General features: G+C 62.7%; 17 protein-coding genes. 2 read left to right on the top strand and 15 right to left on the bottom strand.

Translation table 11 applies throughout. The annotated features are described in order from the left end of the window. Positions 1–5: 5 nt before the first annotated feature. The 3 genes from T5B8_RS09520 to T5B8_RS09510 all read right to left on the bottom strand — a co-directional run bounded on the left by T5B8_RS09520 (position 6) and on the right by T5B8_RS09510 (position 2,015). Positions 6–659 carry a uracil-DNA glycosylase gene (locus T5B8_RS09520; protein WP_353178259.1) on the bottom strand — a complete coding sequence of 218 codons (654 nt, stop codon included), beginning with the start codon at positions 657–659 and terminating at the stop codon, positions 6–8. Between the two features lie 121 nt (positions 660–780). Further along, entirely contained in the window at positions 781–1,263 is a 483-nt protein-coding gene (rraA, locus tag T5B8_RS09515) for a ribonuclease E activity regulator RraA (protein ID WP_353178257.1), read from the bottom strand. 248 nt (positions 1,264–1,511) lie between these two features. Continuing rightward, positions 1,512–2,015, bottom strand: a complete 504-nt coding sequence (locus tag T5B8_RS09510; RefSeq protein ID WP_353178255.1) for a disulfide bond formation protein B — start codon at positions 2,013–2,015, stop codon at positions 1,512–1,514. 162 nt (positions 2,016–2,177) lie between these two features. On the opposite strand from T5B8_RS09510, the gene T5B8_RS09505 reads away from it, so the two are divergent. Further along, the gene (locus T5B8_RS09505) at positions 2,178–3,839 is read left to right on the top strand and encodes a methyl-accepting chemotaxis protein (RefSeq protein WP_353178254.1); all 1,662 of its coding nucleotides are present in this window, start codon (positions 2,178–2,180) and stop codon (positions 3,837–3,839) included. A 119-nt stretch (positions 3,840–3,958) separates the two neighbouring features. On the opposite strand, the gene T5B8_RS09500 is transcribed toward T5B8_RS09505, so the two are convergent. Continuing rightward, complete coding sequence (locus T5B8_RS09500; RefSeq protein WP_353178252.1) at positions 3,959–4,981, bottom strand: DNA topoisomerase IB; 1,023 nt, start codon at positions 4,979–4,981, stop codon at positions 3,959–3,961. Positions 4,982–5,185: 204 nt separating this feature from the next. Between T5B8_RS09500 and mltF the strand changes: the two genes are divergently transcribed. Then, positions 5,186–6,553: a membrane-bound lytic murein transglycosylase MltF gene (gene mltF / locus T5B8_RS09495; RefSeq protein ID WP_353178250.1), complete on the top strand. Its 1,368-nt coding sequence runs from the start codon at positions 5,186–5,188 to the stop codon at positions 6,551–6,553. A gap of 38 nt (positions 6,554–6,591) precedes the next feature. Here mltF and T5B8_RS09490 read toward each other — a convergent pair whose 3' ends face one another. The 11 genes from T5B8_RS09490 to T5B8_RS09440 form a co-directional block, all read right to left on the bottom strand. Next, positions 6,592–6,858, bottom strand: a complete 267-nt coding sequence (locus T5B8_RS09490) for a hypothetical protein (RefSeq protein WP_353178248.1) — start codon at positions 6,856–6,858, stop codon at positions 6,592–6,594. A gap of 45 nt (positions 6,859–6,903) precedes the next feature. Next, positions 6,904–7,236 carry an AzlD domain-containing protein gene (locus T5B8_RS09485; protein ID WP_353178247.1) on the bottom strand — a complete coding sequence of 111 codons (333 nt, stop codon included), beginning with the start codon at positions 7,234–7,236 and terminating at the stop codon, positions 6,904–6,906. Beyond that, entirely contained in the window at positions 7,229–7,957 is a 729-nt protein-coding gene (locus T5B8_RS09480; protein WP_353178245.1) for an AzlC family ABC transporter permease, read from the bottom strand. The genes T5B8_RS09485 and T5B8_RS09480 overlap by 8 nt, the downstream gene beginning before the upstream one ends. A gap of 91 nt (positions 7,958–8,048) precedes the next feature. Further along, positions 8,049–8,435, bottom strand: a complete 387-nt coding sequence (locus tag T5B8_RS09475) for a DoxX-like family protein (RefSeq protein ID WP_353178244.1) — start codon at positions 8,433–8,435, stop codon at positions 8,049–8,051. Then, positions 8,428–8,871, bottom strand: a complete 444-nt coding sequence (locus T5B8_RS09470) for a thiol-disulfide oxidoreductase DCC family protein (protein WP_353178242.1) — start codon at positions 8,869–8,871, stop codon at positions 8,428–8,430. Before T5B8_RS09470 ends, T5B8_RS09475 begins: the two co-directional genes overlap by 8 nt. A 92-nt stretch (positions 8,872–8,963) precedes the next feature. Beyond that, positions 8,964–10,334, bottom strand: a complete 1,371-nt coding sequence (locus T5B8_RS09465) for a GntP family permease (protein ID WP_353178240.1) — start codon at positions 10,332–10,334, stop codon at positions 8,964–8,966. Between the two features lie 134 nt (positions 10,335–10,468). Beyond that, positions 10,469–12,421, bottom strand: coding sequence for an EAL domain-containing protein (locus T5B8_RS09460; protein ID WP_353178239.1), 1,953 nt, complete (start codon positions 12,419–12,421; stop codon positions 10,469–10,471). A 148-nt stretch (positions 12,422–12,569) separates the two neighbouring features. After that, positions 12,570–13,106 carry a GNAT family N-acetyltransferase gene (locus tag T5B8_RS09455; RefSeq protein WP_353178237.1) on the bottom strand — a complete coding sequence of 179 codons (537 nt, stop codon included), beginning with the start codon at positions 13,104–13,106 and terminating at the stop codon, positions 12,570–12,572. 137 nt (positions 13,107–13,243) lie between these two features. Beyond that, the gene (locus T5B8_RS09450) at positions 13,244–14,002 is read right to left on the bottom strand and encodes an anti-sigma factor (protein WP_353178235.1); all 759 of its coding nucleotides are present in this window, start codon (positions 14,000–14,002) and stop codon (positions 13,244–13,246) included. After that, complete coding sequence (locus T5B8_RS09445) at positions 13,999–14,565, bottom strand: sigma-70 family RNA polymerase sigma factor (RefSeq protein ID WP_353178234.1); 567 nt, start codon at positions 14,563–14,565, stop codon at positions 13,999–14,001. The genes T5B8_RS09450 and T5B8_RS09445 overlap by 4 nt, the downstream gene beginning before the upstream one ends. Positions 14,566–14,993: 428 nt before the next feature. After that, positions 14,994–15,390: hypothetical protein (locus T5B8_RS09440; protein WP_353178232.1), on the bottom strand; the 397-nt coding region annotated here is incomplete at its 5' end.

The raw sequence follows: 15,390 nt of genomic DNA, 5'->3' as shown, positions 1-15,390 counted from the left end.
CATCATCATGGCGGCGCGGTGTTTTCAGGCAAGGGCGATCGCTCGATACAGGCGCGGGCACGAGCAAAGATATCCGTAAACATGGCCTCGGTCAGGCGTTTGGTGTTCAGGTTATAGCGGCTGCAATGATAGGAATCGAGCAGCACGCGAGAGCCGCCTAGCGCATGTTCGCGCCCGTGCGCAAAGACGAATGCGCGCTGGCGTGCCCCCAGCGCACGTACGATCGCCTTGTGGGCGACCACGCCGAGCGCGAGTACTACCCGCGCTGTGGCGAGTTCGCTGGCCAGAAAGGGATTACAGGCATTCACCTCGGCAGCTACCGGCGTGTTCTGCGGCGGTAGGCATTTGACCACATTGGTAATACGACAGTCCTGGAGCACAAGCCCATCGCCCGGCCCCGTCGACACCGGCTGGTTGGCAAAGCCGTGCGCGTGCAGCGCGCGATAGATCAACGCCCCGGACCCATCGCCGCTAAAGGGTCGGCCGCTGGCGTTGGCACCGTGTAACGCTGGCGCGAGGCCGACCACGAGCAGCCGTGCCGTGGCCGGGCCAAACGCACGAACCGGTGCCGCATGGTAATCCGGAAACGCCGCGCGTACCTGTTCTCGCAGTGCGACCAAACGCGGGCAGCGGCCACAGTCGACCGGCGGGTCGATCATTTCCTAATGCCAGTTCCAGGATGAGAAATAATTCGCACGCGACTGATTTTAAAAACCAAAGTGCCCCGTCGCATGCGCGCCGGGGCACTAACGCCGCTTATCTGCAGCGGGCGGGTTGAACTCAGGACAGCGACAGTTCCGAGGCACTCACGACCACGCCATCAAGATCGGCATAAATCCAGTCGCCCGGCATGAACGATACGCCGGCAAAACGCACTGGCACATCGCGCTCGCCCTGATTCTTCTTGTTGGATTTCTTCGGATGGGTGTTGAGCGCCTTGACGGCCACGCCCATCTGCGAGATGTCGGCCGAATCGCGGATACAGCCATAGACCAGAATGCCGGCCCAGTCGTTATCGATAGCCAGCTGGGCGAGATTGTCGCCGAGCAGCGCACAGCGATCCGAGGCGCCGCCATCGACCACCAGGACACGGCCTTCGCCGGGCTCTTCCAGCGCGGCGCGTACCAGCGAGTTGTCCTCGAAGCACTTCACGGTGCTGATCGGGCCGGCAAAATCGAGCGTGCCGCCGAAGTCGGTGAAAATCGGTTCGGCGATCTGCAGCTTGTCGCTGAATTCGTCGCAGAGATCGGTTACAGGCGTCATACGAGGTCCTCTTTACGAAAAAATGGCTGGAAAGTGAGTCGCGATCAAGGCAGCGCTTGCTTATGTATGAAACTCAGTTGGCTGGACCAAGGCAAGCGCATTGTCCGCAAACACACGCGAATTAATGCAAAAGCCCGATCGCTCGAACGCCGGGTGGTCTCATGTTCACGCGGCATGCCGAAGTTTGTACATGATTTTCAACAGGCCGCTGCCGCGATGCCGGCATGCAGGCCCCTGCGCGCGCCACCTCAAAGGCGCGGACGCGGGCGCGCGCCAAAACCGAGGACGCCGGTGAGCGCGCCGAAGGCGAGCAGCACGAAATACACGCCCGTCCAGGCCGGCAGACTGACACCCAGAAACGCGCCCTTGACCTCGGCACAACTGGCATCGCCGCGCAATACCGTGGCCAGCACCTCGGTCAACGGCATGATATCAATCAGATAATCCAGCCCGGGGCCACAGGCCGGCACCTGATCGGGCGGCAGATTCATCAGCCAGACGTGGCGGGCGGCAATACCGGCGCCTGCGAGCGCTGAAAGCCCGGCCAACGCCGCGTAGACCCGGTGAGCCACGCCGTGCGCGCCATGCGCCCAACCGATCAGGCAGAAAAGCGCGACACCGGCCATCGCGACACGCTGAAAGATACACAGCGGACACGGATCCAGTCCCTGGAAATATTGCAGGTAATAGGCGAACGCCAGGCCGCCCGCGGCGGCCAGAAAACCGGCGAGGAAATAGATACGCGTGCTCATGCGGCGATGATTTCATACCCCCCGGCCGGCCGCAATTGCCGTTGTGGGCCGCACACGCGGGCCCAAACGCCAATCAGGCAAGCTCAAGCGCGGTGGCGCCCGGCCGATAGCCCATCGGATCGCGCATCGGGTCGGCGATCCACGCCACACAAGGGGATAACAATGCTCAAGCGCCTCAATCAGATCAACGTCAAATATGCGATCGCATTCATCACGGTCGCGGTCGCGATGTTTGCGGTGGTGGTCGTCGATCTCATGCTCGTACATACGCTCAAGGAGCGCATGCGCGAATTCGGCGGGCCATTTCTGAATTCGACCGCCGCCGTGCTCAATGCCGACCGCGATCTGTATCAGGCCCATGTGGCCACGCTCGAGTACATGCGTCTGGACCCGGCCAGCCCCCTTGGCCAGCAACAACTGGCCATCTTCGAGGAAAACGCCGAGCAGGCGAATACGCGGCTCCAGAAGTTCGTCAATGACCTTGCCGCCTACCCGGAAGTCGTCGCTTCGGTCAACGATTTCGGCGCGCTCTACGAGCGTTGGCTGAAGACGTCCAACGAGGTGCTGGAACGGCGCAGTAACGGCGACTACGCGGGCGCGCTGGCCCTGCTCGACGGGCAGCTCGAACACCAGTTTGCCGAATTGCGCGAAGTCTACGACCGCGCCAGCATCGCTGCAGAGGACAAGATCCACGCCCTGGAGACAGCCGCGCTCTCCCGCGCCACCATGCAGGAGTATGCGGTGGTCGGCTTTGCCGTGGTCATCGGCCTGCTGACACTCGTCGTGGCACTGGTCGGGCCGCTGATGATGTCGCGCGCGATCAAGGCCGTCACGCAGCGTATCAAGGAAATCACCGAAGGCGACGGCGATCTGACCGCACGTATCGATACCCGGCGCACCGATGAGTTGGGCGATCTCGCCGTCAACTTCAACGCCTTCATCGGCCGTATGGACGGCACGCTGCAAAGCGTACGCAGCTCTACGCAGAGCGTGCACGGCGCCGCCAACGAGATCGCCCAGGGCAGCCAGGCCCTGGCCAGCCGTACCGAACAGGCCGCGGCGAGTCTCGAGCAGACCTCGGCGTCCATGGAGGAAATCACCGCCACGGTGGGCAATACCGCCGAAGCCGCCGACCAGGCCAGCGAATTGACCCATTCCACTGTCGACGCAGCACACGAAGGTCAGCGCGCCATGCGCGAGATGGCCACCACGATGGAAGACATCGCCCAATCCGCCGGCGAAATCAGCGCGGTGACCACGTTGATGGACGGCATCGCATTCCAGACCAATCTGCTGGCCTTGAACGCCTCGGTCGAGGCCGCACGCGCCGGCGAGCACGGCCGCGGTTTCTCGGTGGTGGCCCAGGAAGTCCGCAATCTCGCCAGTCGGGCGGCGGATGCGTCGCGCCAGATCCGCGCACTCAGCGATACCTCCGTAACCCATACCGAGTCCGGCACGCGGCTGGTGCGTGAAACCGGCGAAACCATGCAGGACATTGTCAGCCGTATCGAACGGGTGACCGAAGTCGTCGGCCAGATCCGCAACGGCGCCCGCGAACAAAGCCAGGGTGTCAGTCAGATCAACGTCGCGGTCACGGAACTCGACAGCGCAACCCAGCACAATGCGGCCATGGTGGAGCAAACCAGTGCAGCAGCGCTGCATATGCGCGAACAGGCGGATCAGCTCCAGGCGCTGCTGGCCTCGTTCCGCTTGAGTTCGGATATCCAGTCGCCCGCGGCCAGCGAGCCGGAACTCACAGGGTCTGCCGAGCGCCACGCGACAACCTACCCGTCCGGGCACAGGCCGAGTAAGGCCGCCGCGTAGCCCAGAGCGCGGTCAGGCGGGACGAACACAGCGGGCCCAGCCGGCTGTGTTGCGCACCGTCGAACGAAGAACGCCGGCCCATGTCCGGCGTTCTTTTTTGATGTGGGTGGTCGACAAGCTCAAGCTGTCGCAGACGCGCGCCGCACCCGGCTTTCGAGCATTTTCATCACCGCCCGTTCTTCCGGACCGGTGAGATCGCCCTCTTCCAGCTCGGCCTCGATGAGCGCGCGGAAATGGCTGAGCGTGCGGCCATCCAGATAGGTTTCGATCACCCGTGGGTCGATATAACTCGAGCGCGCGATGCTCGGCGTATTGCCCAGACGCTTGGCGACCCGCTCAACCGCGTCACGCACATTCTTCTCGCTGATCTTTTCATCGTCGCCGGGACCGATTTCATCGAGCGCCAGCGCGGCAAGCGACGTGCCCGCCCAGGTACGAAAATCCTTGGCGCTGTACTGTTCGCCCATCACCTCGTGGATGTAGTCGTTCAGATCGGCGCTGTCGACATACACCTTCTCGCCGCTGTCGTCGTAGTACTTGAAGATCTCGTAGCCGGGTTGTTCATCCAGTTCGGCCACGATTCGAGCCAGGCGTTCGTCCTCCACCACCCGATGCTGGCGCTGCCCGCTCTTGCCGTCGTAGTCGAAGATCAGCTCGTCGCCGTCGATGGTCAGATGTTTCGAGCGCATGGTCGTCAGCCCGTACGACGCGTTTTCGCGCGCGTAGCTTTCGCTGCCGGGCCGAAAATAGGCGCTGTCGATCAGACGCACCATGCAGGCGAGTACTTTTTCCCGATTCATGCCTGGCTGCGCCAGATGTTGGCCGGTGGCCCGACGCATCGTCGACAGTTGCTCGGCAAACGCCAGAATCCGGTCGAATTTGGCCTGATCGCGGCGCTCGCGCCATGCGTCATTGTAGATGTACTGCTTGCGCCCGGCTGCGTCGCGCCCGGTCGCATGCACGCGCGCTTTTTCATCCAGGCTGATTTCCACGCTCTGCCAGGCCGGCGGCACGGCCAGCGATTCGATCCAGCGACGCCGGCGTTTATCGCGCAGCGTTCGGCCATTGGCATAGCGATAGGTAAAGCCCTTGCCGCAGCGATGCCGGGTCACGAGGTCGGGGCTATTGTTCTGCGGGCTCATCGCGTACCGGTCGAAAGTGTCGTGCCAAGCGTTATATGTCCACGCTTACGCCGGGCATTGCCCGAACGATGCGCATGCACGGTGCATAGCATTGGCCAAACGACCGCGCAAAGGCTATCCGGGTTTATTCGTAACGCTGTGTCGCGCCCGGTCTTCGCGCGGGTTGTTGTTAGGCTGTGGCTTGTACTTGTCACGGGGGACTGCATGAATCGCGTCGTTACGCTTGCCGTATGTCTGGCGGCTATCTGGCTGTTATCGGCCTGTTCCGAACATGCAGGCGACAATGCCGACGCCGGTCGGCTCGATCGCATCCGTGAGCACGGCGTGCTACGTGTGGTCACCCGTAATGCGCCCACCAGCTATTACCTGAACCGCCACAAACAAGCCGCCGGCCCGGAATACGCGCTCACCTCAGCATTCGCAGCGCATCTGGGGGTGAAAGTCGAATACACGGTCAAGGATTCCATTCATAGCGTGCTCGATACGCTTGCCCGCGGCAAGGCTGACCTGGCGGCGGCGGGGCTGAGCATCACCCCGGCACGGCGCGAGCGGTTTCGTTTTACGCACGCCTACCAGACCGTGCGCCCGCAGGTGGTCTGCAATGGCCAAAGTGCGCGCCCCCGGGACATCCCGCAACTGGCGAACGTTTCGCTCACGGTCATTGCCGACAGCAGCTATGCCGAACGCCTGAGCGAGCTCAAGCAATCCCACCCCGAGCTGCACTGGAAGGAAAACACGCGGGTGGGCACCGAACAGCTGCTCTATCGCGTATGGAAAAACGAACTCGACTGCACCGTGGCCGACTCCAACATCGTGGATATCAACCGCCGCTACTATCCACAGCTTCAGGTGATGTTCGACCTGCGCGAGTCCGACGCATTGGCCTGGGCCGTGCCACGCCACGCCAACGCCCTGGCGCAAACCGCCAGCGACTGGCTGAAAAGCGCCGCCGGGCAACAGGCGCGAACTGCGATGAAGAACCGGTACTACACCTATTTGCCGGAATTCGACTTCGTCGACCGGCGCGCGCTGGTCGAGCGTATCGATACGCGTCTGCCGCGCTACGACCGTCTGTTCGAGCGCGCGGGCGAACGCCATGCCCTGCCGCCGCTGCTGCTCGCCGCCCAGGCCTATCAGGAATCGAAATGGGACCCGCGGGCAAAAAGCCCCACGGGCGTACGCGGCTTGATGATGCTGACTGGGCGCACCGCCAGGGCGATGGACGTGGACAATCGGCTCGACCCGGCTCAAAGCATCGCCGGCGGTGCGCGCTATCTGGCGCGTATGCGCGAACGTATCGACGCGGCTGTGCCCTCGCCCGATCGCCTGCTTATGGCCCTGGCGGCCTACAACATCGGGCTTGCCCATTTACGCGATGCCCAACGTCTGGCCGAACGGCTGGGCAAAGATTCGCATCGCTGGCGCGATCTCAAGCAGGTACTGCCGCTACTGGCGGACAAGCGCTACTACCCGTCGTTGAAATACGGTTATGCACGCGGCCACGAACCGGTGCGCTATATCCACCGCATTCGCGACTACGAGGACGTCATTCGGCGCCACGTCGACCCGTGAACGCACGTCGCGGGCGCCCGACGCCGGCGGCAGGTCAATCAATCGTTGCTGCGCTGTTTGAGCCACTTCAGCGCGCCCGCCGGCATACCGCGAAACTTGGGATGGCCCGCCAGCGGTGCAGCCATCAGCGCCTGGGGTGCCGTAAGATCACGCACCGCGTGATACACCTCGGAACGCGTCATCGACGAATACACGATATACAGATCGTCGCGCAGGCACAGCGCATCAAAGTTTGCCTGTAGCGCCTGTGAATCGGCGGCTTCGGCCAAGACGAGATAAAAGCGCGGGCTATCGGTGTCGTTCATCGCAGGACTTGGCTTCATTGACGGGCAGGCGCTCATAGGCCGCTATCAAAGCGTGCTGCGCACGGCTTCCAGCGCCCAGAGTACGAGCATGCCTGCCGCGATGGTGTAGAAGATATTACGCGTGCGCCAGGCCACGATCGCCGCCGCAATGCCCGCGAACAGGCGCAGATTGTTCACCGACAACGCTACATGCCCTTCTTCGACCACCACCGCCGGCACAATGATCGCCGCCAGCACGGCCGCCGGTACGAACCGCAGCGCGTTTTGCACCGTAGCCGGCATGGTCAGCGAATCCGCCAGTGCGATGAACGACCAGCGCAGCACGAACGTCAGCACACCGACGCAGATGACCGTGATCCAGACGCTGGCATCAGTCATCGTCGACCGCCCGCGCGCTCGTGAACGCTGCCACCACCACACCGGTCGCGATGCCGGCCACCGCGCCCAGTATCAGCCCCAGATTCCAGGCCAGCCCGTGCCCGGCCACAGCCACCACACCGCCCACAATCGCCGCGGCCACACTTGCCCGGTCGCGAATCGCGGGCACGATCATCGCCATGAACACCAACGGAATCGCGAACTCCAGATGCCAGGCATCCGGCAGCCGCGCACCGGCGAGCGCGCCCACGATGGTGCCAATCTGCCAACAGCTCCATAACGGCAGGGCCACGCCGAGATAGAACGCAATTCGCTGCGACAGCCGGTCGCGCTCGGCAAAACCGTAGATGCCGAATACATACGGCTGGTCGGTCAGAAAATAGCTCACCAGCGCGCGCGTACCCGCGCCGGCACCACGAAAATACGGCGCAATCGACGCGCTATACATCATGAAGCGCAGATTGATGAACAAGACCGTAACGAGAATGATCAGCAACGGCGCGCCGTCGTAAAGCAACTGTAGCGTGGCCAACTGTGCAGCCCCGGCAAACACGAACACCGACAAGGCACTCGCCACCCACGGCGACAGGCCCAGACGCACCGCGACCATGCCCGCGATCAACGCAAACGGCACGATACCGATCAGCACCGGCAGCACGGTTTGTGCCCCGGCCGCAAAATCCCGACGCAGGAGCTGCTTGTAAGTTATTTCGCTTTGCAAACCTCGCCCCCGACCGAAAGACCGCGATGATGCCGTAGGAACATGTTGCGGCGAAAGCGCGCCTGCACTTCGCGCATGCGGTAGCGGGTGTTCAGCCAGCCGCCAATGCGCGATGGCTGGTCTGTATCACCGCGCACAGCGCGAGCGCGGCGATATTGATGGTCACCGGATTGAATGCGGCGACCAGTGTGGCCGGCGCAAACAGGGCAGCATCCGCCAACAGCAAGATCAACAAAGCGGCAGCGATATAAACCGGCACGAGCGCGCTGCGCAGCAACGCGACCGACAAACCAATCAAAATCTCGACACTACCCGCCAGCCCCGCGAACACGGCCGCCGATATCGGAATGTGATGGCCGGCAACCCACGCCGTTTCCATCGGATCGAGCCAGAGCAGCTTGGGCACCAGGCCGTGATAGATGAACACGAATGCCAACGCATAGCGTGCATAGCGCTTGATGCGCGCCAGCTCAGCCATTCGCGTCGAGAAAGCGCCCCGCATGATCCGGACTGGGCAAAACGCAGGCATCGTAACGCCCGAAAATCTTGTACCGGTTGCGCGCGATGCGATCGTAAACGAAATCGCGCACACCCCGCGGGCATACGCGCAGCACGGCAAACAGTCGCCACGCCCCGCCCAGTTGTACGACGACCCGCAAAAACGCGTCCGAGCGTTCATAGGCGTTGCGACCCTCGACGTACAGCATCGTGTCGAAACGATCGGTCGGTAGACCGAAATGAGCCAGAATCGCCTGCCCTTCGGCAGACTGCACCGAGGCCAGCTTGAAACGCCGCTGTGTGTCGTATTTCAGGATGAACCGACACCAGGCATTACACAGCCGGCAGACGCCGTCGAACAGAATCACGCGGTCGTCGGTCTGGATATAGGGCGGTAGCGAGTGCGTGCGGACCATGCGGTTGATCGTACGCGAGCCGATACGCGATTTCGATGGCCTGCTTGGCACGCACGTCGTGCGCTCCACGACACGCGCTCGGCCTGAGCGAACTAGAGCAATACCAGCGACATAAGCCACACCACGAGAATACCCACGACACCCTGAATCAGCGTGGCTACCGTCTGTGCCCGATAGGCCAGCGTCACGGGCATGCGGCTGAACTGGGATACGACCCAGAAGAAGCTGTCGTTGGCGTGGGAGACGGTCATCGCACCCGCGCCGATGGCGAGCACACATAGCGCACGCCCCATTTCGCTATCCAGGCCGATATCGCCCAGCAAAGGAGCGACGAGAGCGGAGGTCGCAACGAGTGCCACCGTGGACGAGCCCTGGGCGGTCTTGAGCGCGGCGGCCACCACGAAGGGCATGAAGATGCCGATACCCAGCGTGGACAGCGTATCGCCGATGAAATCCGCCAGCGGCGTGGCCTTGAGCACCTGGCCGAAGGCACCGCCCGCGCCGGTGATCATGAGAATGGGCGCGGCCGCGGCAATACCGGCGCTCACGCGTTGCTCCAGCGCTTCGCGGCGCTTGACCTTGGGCAGCAACGGACAGGCCGCCACCAGACCCAACGTCAGTGCGACCAACGGATTGCCAAGCAACCTCAGTACGGCGGCGACAGCGCCCTCGCCCAGCGGCGCGGACGGAAAGGCGGCAACCGACCCCAGGCAAATCAGTACGATCGGCAACAGAATCGGCACGAAGGAGGCGAATACGCCCGGCAGTACGCCCTGTTTTTCCCGGAACGCGGCGAAAGCATCCTCGGCGTTGAGCGCGTCGGCCTCTTCGGTCAACAGGCCGGCATCGGCGTCGTCGCGCCCCAGATAGCGATTCGCCCAGAGCATGCCCGCGAGCGCGGTGATCAGCGCGACGACCGCACCCAGTACGATGACCAGCCCGAGGTTATTGCCAATGCCCAGATTACCGGCAGCCGCGATCGGTCCGGGCGTGGGCGGCACAAACGTGTGCGTGGCATACAGCCCGGTGGCCAGTGCGACGCTCATGGCGGTGACCGACACGTTCATACGGGCGGCGACCGCGTTCTTGAGCGAATTCAGAATGACGTAGCCGGAATCGCAGAACACCGGAATCGACACCAGATAGCCAATCAGCGACATCGTGAGCGTGGGAAAGCGTTGCCCCAACGCGCGAATGATCGTTTCGGCCATGGTCAGCGCAGCGCCGCTTTTCTCCAGAATCACGCCGATGATGGTGCCGAACACGATCACCAGACCGATACTGCCGAGAATGCCGCCAAAGCCCTTGCCGATGGCATCGACGACATCCAGCGCCGGCACGCCGTAGGCCAGCCCGCCGAAAAAGGCCGTGACCAGCAATACCAGAAACGGGTGCAGCTTGAGCCCCGAGGTCGCGACAACGATGAACGCAATCAGGGCAACGAGAATCAGGGCATATAGCATGGGGCGAACACAGCGCGGACACGATCGACGGCGCGTAGTTTGGACTATATGCAAACTACAGGGAATGTTTCAGCGCATGGGCGCTGTGAACGGCCCATCACGGCGCACGCCGCGGGGCGTTACTCATACCGCTGCTAGGCGCTACCTCCGGGATCATCGGCTTTGGCCGAGTTCGCCCGCTGCCGATCGACGCGTTCGAATAGCTCGGATTCTGGCTCTGGCCGGCAGAACAGGTAGCCCTGTACGTATTCGCAGCCCATGGCACGAATGATGTCCCATTGTTGCTGGGTTTCGACACCTTCGGCCACCACGGCCAGATCCTGACCGTGGGCGAGCGCGACGATACCCCGCGCCAATTCGTACGCCGGGCCTTCGTGATCGACCTGCTGCACGACCCGCTTGTCGAGTTTGACGAGCGCCAACGGCAGCCGCGTAAGGTAGGCAATCGATGAATACCCGCTGCCGAAATCGTCGATCGCAATTCGTGCGCCGGTTTCGGTCAGCCGCCGCAGCGCGCGTGCCATGCGTTCGAAATCGCGGATGACGCTGCGCTCGGTCAGCTCGAACACGAGATGACGACCATCGACACCGTATTGCGCAAGTGTTGCGTCCACCATGTCATGGAAATCGCGCTGAAATACTTCGGCGCCGGGCACATTGATCGTGACGTAGGGTACGAAGCGCGAATCCGCCTGCCAGATGGATAGATACCGGCAGGCGGTCTCCAGCGCATGGGCAACCAGCGCGCGCCGCGGCCCCTTTTCAGGATCGATGACCGGGACGAATTCCGACGGCGATACCTCGCCGAGCTGCGGGTCCTGCCAGCGGGCGAGCAATTCCACGCCCATCAATGACTGGTCCGCCGTCGCAAATATCGGCTGGGCGTGAAAGGTCACCGCGCCCGAGCGCACGGCCGGTTCGAAACGGGTGCGTATCGCGGACTCGCGCCGAAAACGCTTGGCGATCGACGCATTGAACAAGGCCGTATCGCCGGCCCAGCTCTGATTCTCGTGCGCCAGCTGGGCACGGCCGATCAGCGCCACGCCGGAGTCGCCATGATCGGGGTGCACACACAACCCGCAGCTCGCCTCGAATGCAAAGCGTACGTCCTCGTGTTCGATCTCGCGCTCGGCGTGGGCACGCAGCTGTTCGCAATGACGGCGGGCGGCCTGCACCGACCCATTGAACTCGAAGGCGCCAACGAAGCCCCGCTCGGTCAGGCGGGCGATATAAATCAGGGTGTCGCCGTGACCGCGCAGATCGTCCATCCAGCGATTGATCATCGCCTGAATACGCCCCGGGCCATAGGCGAGCGACATGTCGTAGAGGTTATCGACACTCAGATAGAAGATACCCAGCTTGCGCCCTGCCTCGCGGGCCTGTTCGACCAGCAGTTCGATCTTTTCATAGGCGATGATATGGGTGGGCGATGGCAAGGCGGCATCACGATCCAGCAGCTCGGCCATACCGGCACGCGTGGATGCCAGGGCCTCGTTGAGACTGAACTCCTCTTCCACCAAAAGCGCGATCTCGTTGAGCGTTTGTCGTGCGTTGTCATCAAAGCCGCGCGGCTTGAAATCCAGCACGGCCACACAGCCAACGACCTCGCCGGCCTGCGTACGCAACGCACGCGCGGCGAAAAAACGCATATTGCGGGTGGAATCGTCTTTGACGTCTTTGCGGGCAACGTCAATGTCTTCAATGACGAACACATCACGATGCCCGGCCGCCTCGCGACACAAGCGAATTTGCTCGGCGGCCGTGCCAAGTTGAAAGCCAAAGCGGGATTTGAACGAATACTGGCCATCATCGAACAACGCGATCAGCGCTTCGGGGGCGTCGAATATGCGGCCGAGCAGTCGGGTAAAACGATCGTATCGCTCGGCATGCGAATCTGCCCACAATTCCGAGCGCAGTAATTCGCCGACGCGTGCGTCGAGCGATTTCAGCTCGGTTGGATCCGACGTCCCGTCGCGATCGGCCCCGTCACTGGCGCGCTGCGTTTGTGCCTTACGGCGTTGCTGTGCGGTCTTGGCCGCTCCACCTTGCGCAACGTCGCCCGCGCGCCTGTCGTTATCGTTTGTCACCCCTGCCCCGGTTGATCTGACCTGCAGCCAAACGGCCGATGACCGTTTCGGCAATGCGTGGCCGTTGTGACCAGTTATGAGCCAGTTCGCTACGCCAACGCAACCCGCCGCGCCTGTGCCTGCGGTTATATACGTCGACTTTATGCGATCACGGGTGTGTTATCGGCATGTCCGCGTGATTGCGTAGTGCCGACCGGCTCTCGGTCCACTCGACTCGATCGAGCCGATACAGCCGCACCGGCCGGCCGTGAAACGTCATCATCTCGAAGCGCGCAAAGCCGACCTTTTCGGCCACCCGTAGCGAGGCGTGATGTGACGGTTCGATAATCGCCACGATCGACGCCACGTCTTGAACGCCAAACGCATGCGCGAGAACCGCGGTCGCCGCTTCGGCGGCCAGCCCCTTGTTCCAGTAACGCGTGGCCAGCCGGTAGCCCAGGCTCATCTGTTCGATCACGCCGACCGCTTCCGGCGCGACGCCGCAAAAACCGATCAGCGAGGCGTCGCGCTTGTCGATGAGCGCCCAAGGTCCTAAGCCGTGGGTCGCGTAACAATCACGACACCATGCAATGAAATCCCGCGTGGCGGCTTCGTCGCAGACACCGCGTAGCGAATACGACATCACGGCTGGGTCACTCAGAATCGCGGTCAATGCGGGCACGTCATCCAGCGTTAACGCCCGCATGGTCAATCGCTGCGTTTCAAGCATGGTTTGAAGCATCTACTTCACGTGCTCGCACCGCGCTAAGGGATGGTGCCACGATGTAACGTACGGCTACTCGCGCTCTTTTGCGAAGGGTCGTTAACCTTGTCGTCGGGCGTTTAGCCCGTGCGCCGGAGTATGGGCGCACTCCACAAGACCTTGCCGGCGGGCGCGGCGTGTGCCTGCTGCGTAGCGCCGGCATCTTCCATGGATACCATCAGCTTCGCCGGCGGTGTCATGCGCTGGACGGTCGCTTTACCGAGCTCCATGGTGTAGCCACCCTTTTTGTGCGGCCATTCGCCCAGCGGTATGGGATCCCCCGTCTCCGGCTTGAGCCAGGCACGCAGTATCTTGCCTTGGGGCACCTGATAGTCACCCAGGGCGACCACTTGCATTTCGTCGTCATTCGCCCAGGCGGTCACCAGCCAGCCGGTACCGGTCGGGTCGTCATAGACGATACTCGTATATGCATGCGGCGGATTGGGTTCGCCGATGCCATGGTGATACGACGGCTGGGACAGCAGCATGCCACCCAACACCAGCGCCACCACCGACGCGGCAATCGCGGCGGCACGCCAAAACCGTGAATCATTAGCCGCAGGCGCTTTTGCGGAACTCGCCGCGGGGGCCGCTTTGCCGGACTCGTTGAGCGACAGCGCCTTCGACACGCGCGCCCATACCGAGGCCGGCGGCTGTACGGGGGCAAGGCCCAGTCCGAGACTTGCGAGTCGATGCTCCCAATAGACGAGTTCGCGCTGTGCTCGCGCGTCGTTTTCCAGACGCTGTTCGAAGGCTTCGCGCTGATCGGGCTCCGCCGTGCCCAGCACGTATTCACCCGCGGCAATCACCAGCTCGTCATCACGCTCTTGGGATGTCATGACGCACGCTCCCCAAGCCATTCACGCAACCGCATCAAGCCGCGACGAATCCAGCTCTTGACCGTCCCCAACGGCGCGTCCAGGCGCTGCGAGAGTTCCTGGTGCGTCAGGCCTTCATAGTAGGCAAGCAGCACACTGTCGCGCTGCTGCGGCTGCAGCGTCTTCAGACAGGCCTGAATGGCATCAAGCGACTGCTGGTTTTCGTTCTCTTCCAGCGGTGAGAGCGCCTGCTCATCCTCGAGCAGTGTAGCCATCATGTCCGGTTCCTCCGGCATCGCCACTTCAGGGCGCTTGCGTCTGAGTACGTCCAGTGCGCGGTAGCGGGCAATCGACAACAGCCACGTCAGAGGCGCCCCCCGTTCCGGAGTGTAGGTGTCGGCCTTCTGCCAGACCCTTACATAAGCGTCCTGCAAGGCATCCTGCGCCCGCTCCGGATTACGCAGGATACGCAGCAACAACGCATAGAGTTGCGCCGACGTTGCGGCATAAAGCTGCTGAAAGGCGCGCTCGTCACCTTGGGCCGTGTCCGCCAGCCACGCAGCCAGCTGCTCTCGATCAGCCACGATCTAAAGGCCCGTCTCGCCAGCACAGGCGATTACACAGGGCGGCACGTTTGGTAAACGGCGCGGCGTTGGCAAGGTTGTTCTGTCGCGCAAACGCGGGTGTCGCATAGCCATTATGCGCGAATACGTCATCCATGATCCGGATAGTGTGGCGCCAAAGCGCTGGCGACACAATCGTTTTGCGCTCGCCATACGCGGTAGCGCGGTTTGCATGGCCCGCGCGCGAGCGCGATCAACCCTGTGCCGCGATCGTGCGCGTCCGCCCGATTGACGACATTCAAAACCCGCGCGGCCGGCCCACCGCTGCAGCAAACCTATTCGCTGCGGCGAGCCCAACAGCATGCGCGCGTCCAGCCGTACGCCTGGCATGGCGCGACAATGCCAAGGCGTGGCTCCGACGGCGCTATCCGCTGTGCCGCAACCCGTGATCAATTTATCGCTGGGCCGCCGATTATGTAGCCGACCGCGGTGAGCATGACCGCAAACGCGAGCAAGTACAGACAAAAACGCAGCACGGTTATTAATGCGCCCCGCCACCCACGTGAGCGGATCAGGTAAACGGGCATCACCAACTCGATGAGTATGGCCGCGATGCTGACATACAGACCGATGCGATCGGCGTGCCAGCCACGCGATTTCGCATCCGCATAAAGCCAGACGACCGCGAGGCCGTTGAGTACGAGCTTGCTGGTGATCAGATACCAGCCGGCACGGCTGGATGGCAGTGAACTGCCCCGAGAATACCGGAGGCTCCAACTCTTGAGAGAATGGAGCGACCATCCCCCGCTATTGAGTAGCACGTCGATCTGGAGTCCAATCACCCAA

Source organism: Salinisphaera sp. T5B8 (assembly GCF_040361255.1).
Classification (GTDB): Bacteria; Pseudomonadota; Gammaproteobacteria; order Nevskiales; family Salinisphaeraceae; genus Salinisphaera.
This window is presented reverse-complemented; position numbering and strand designations above follow the sequence as displayed.

Excerpts from the sequence above, each read along its gene's own strand:
- T5B8_RS09520 (WP_353178259.1), bottom strand. The coding sequence starts at position 659 with ATGATCGACCCGCCGGTCGACTGTGGCCGCTGCCCGCGTTTGGTCGCA.
- rraA (WP_353178257.1), bottom strand. The coding sequence starts at position 1,263 with ATGACGCCTGTAACCGATCTCTGCGACGAATTCAGCGACAAGCTGCAG.
- T5B8_RS09510 (WP_353178255.1), bottom strand. The coding sequence starts at position 2,015 with ATGAGCACGCGTATCTATTTCCTCGCCGGTTTTCTGGCCGCCGCGGGC.
- T5B8_RS09505 (WP_353178254.1), top strand. The coding sequence starts at position 2,178 with ATGCTCAAGCGCCTCAATCAGATCAACGTCAAATATGCGATCGCATTC.
- T5B8_RS09500 (WP_353178252.1), bottom strand. The coding sequence starts at position 4,981 with ATGAGCCCGCAGAACAATAGCCCCGACCTCGTGACCCGGCATCGCTGC.
- mltF (WP_353178250.1), top strand. The coding sequence starts at position 5,186 with ATGAATCGCGTCGTTACGCTTGCCGTATGTCTGGCGGCTATCTGGCTG.
- T5B8_RS09490 (WP_353178248.1), bottom strand. The coding sequence starts at position 6,858 with ATGAACGACACCGATAGCCCGCGCTTTTATCTCGTCTTGGCCGAAGCC.
- T5B8_RS09485 (WP_353178247.1), bottom strand. The coding sequence starts at position 7,236 with ATGACTGATGCCAGCGTCTGGATCACGGTCATCTGCGTCGGTGTGCTG.
- T5B8_RS09475 (WP_353178244.1), bottom strand. The coding sequence starts at position 8,435 with ATGGCTGAGCTGGCGCGCATCAAGCGCTATGCACGCTATGCGTTGGCA.
- T5B8_RS09470 (WP_353178242.1), bottom strand. The coding sequence starts at position 8,871 with ATGGTCCGCACGCACTCGCTACCGCCCTATATCCAGACCGACGACCGC.
- T5B8_RS09465 (WP_353178240.1), bottom strand. The coding sequence starts at position 10,334 with ATGCTATATGCCCTGATTCTCGTTGCCCTGATTGCGTTCATCGTTGTC.
- T5B8_RS09455 (WP_353178237.1), bottom strand. The coding sequence starts at position 13,106 with ATGCGGGCGTTAACGCTGGATGACGTGCCCGCATTGACCGCGATTCTG.
- T5B8_RS09450 (WP_353178235.1), bottom strand. The coding sequence starts at position 14,002 with ATGACATCCCAAGAGCGTGATGACGAGCTGGTGATTGCCGCGGGTGAA.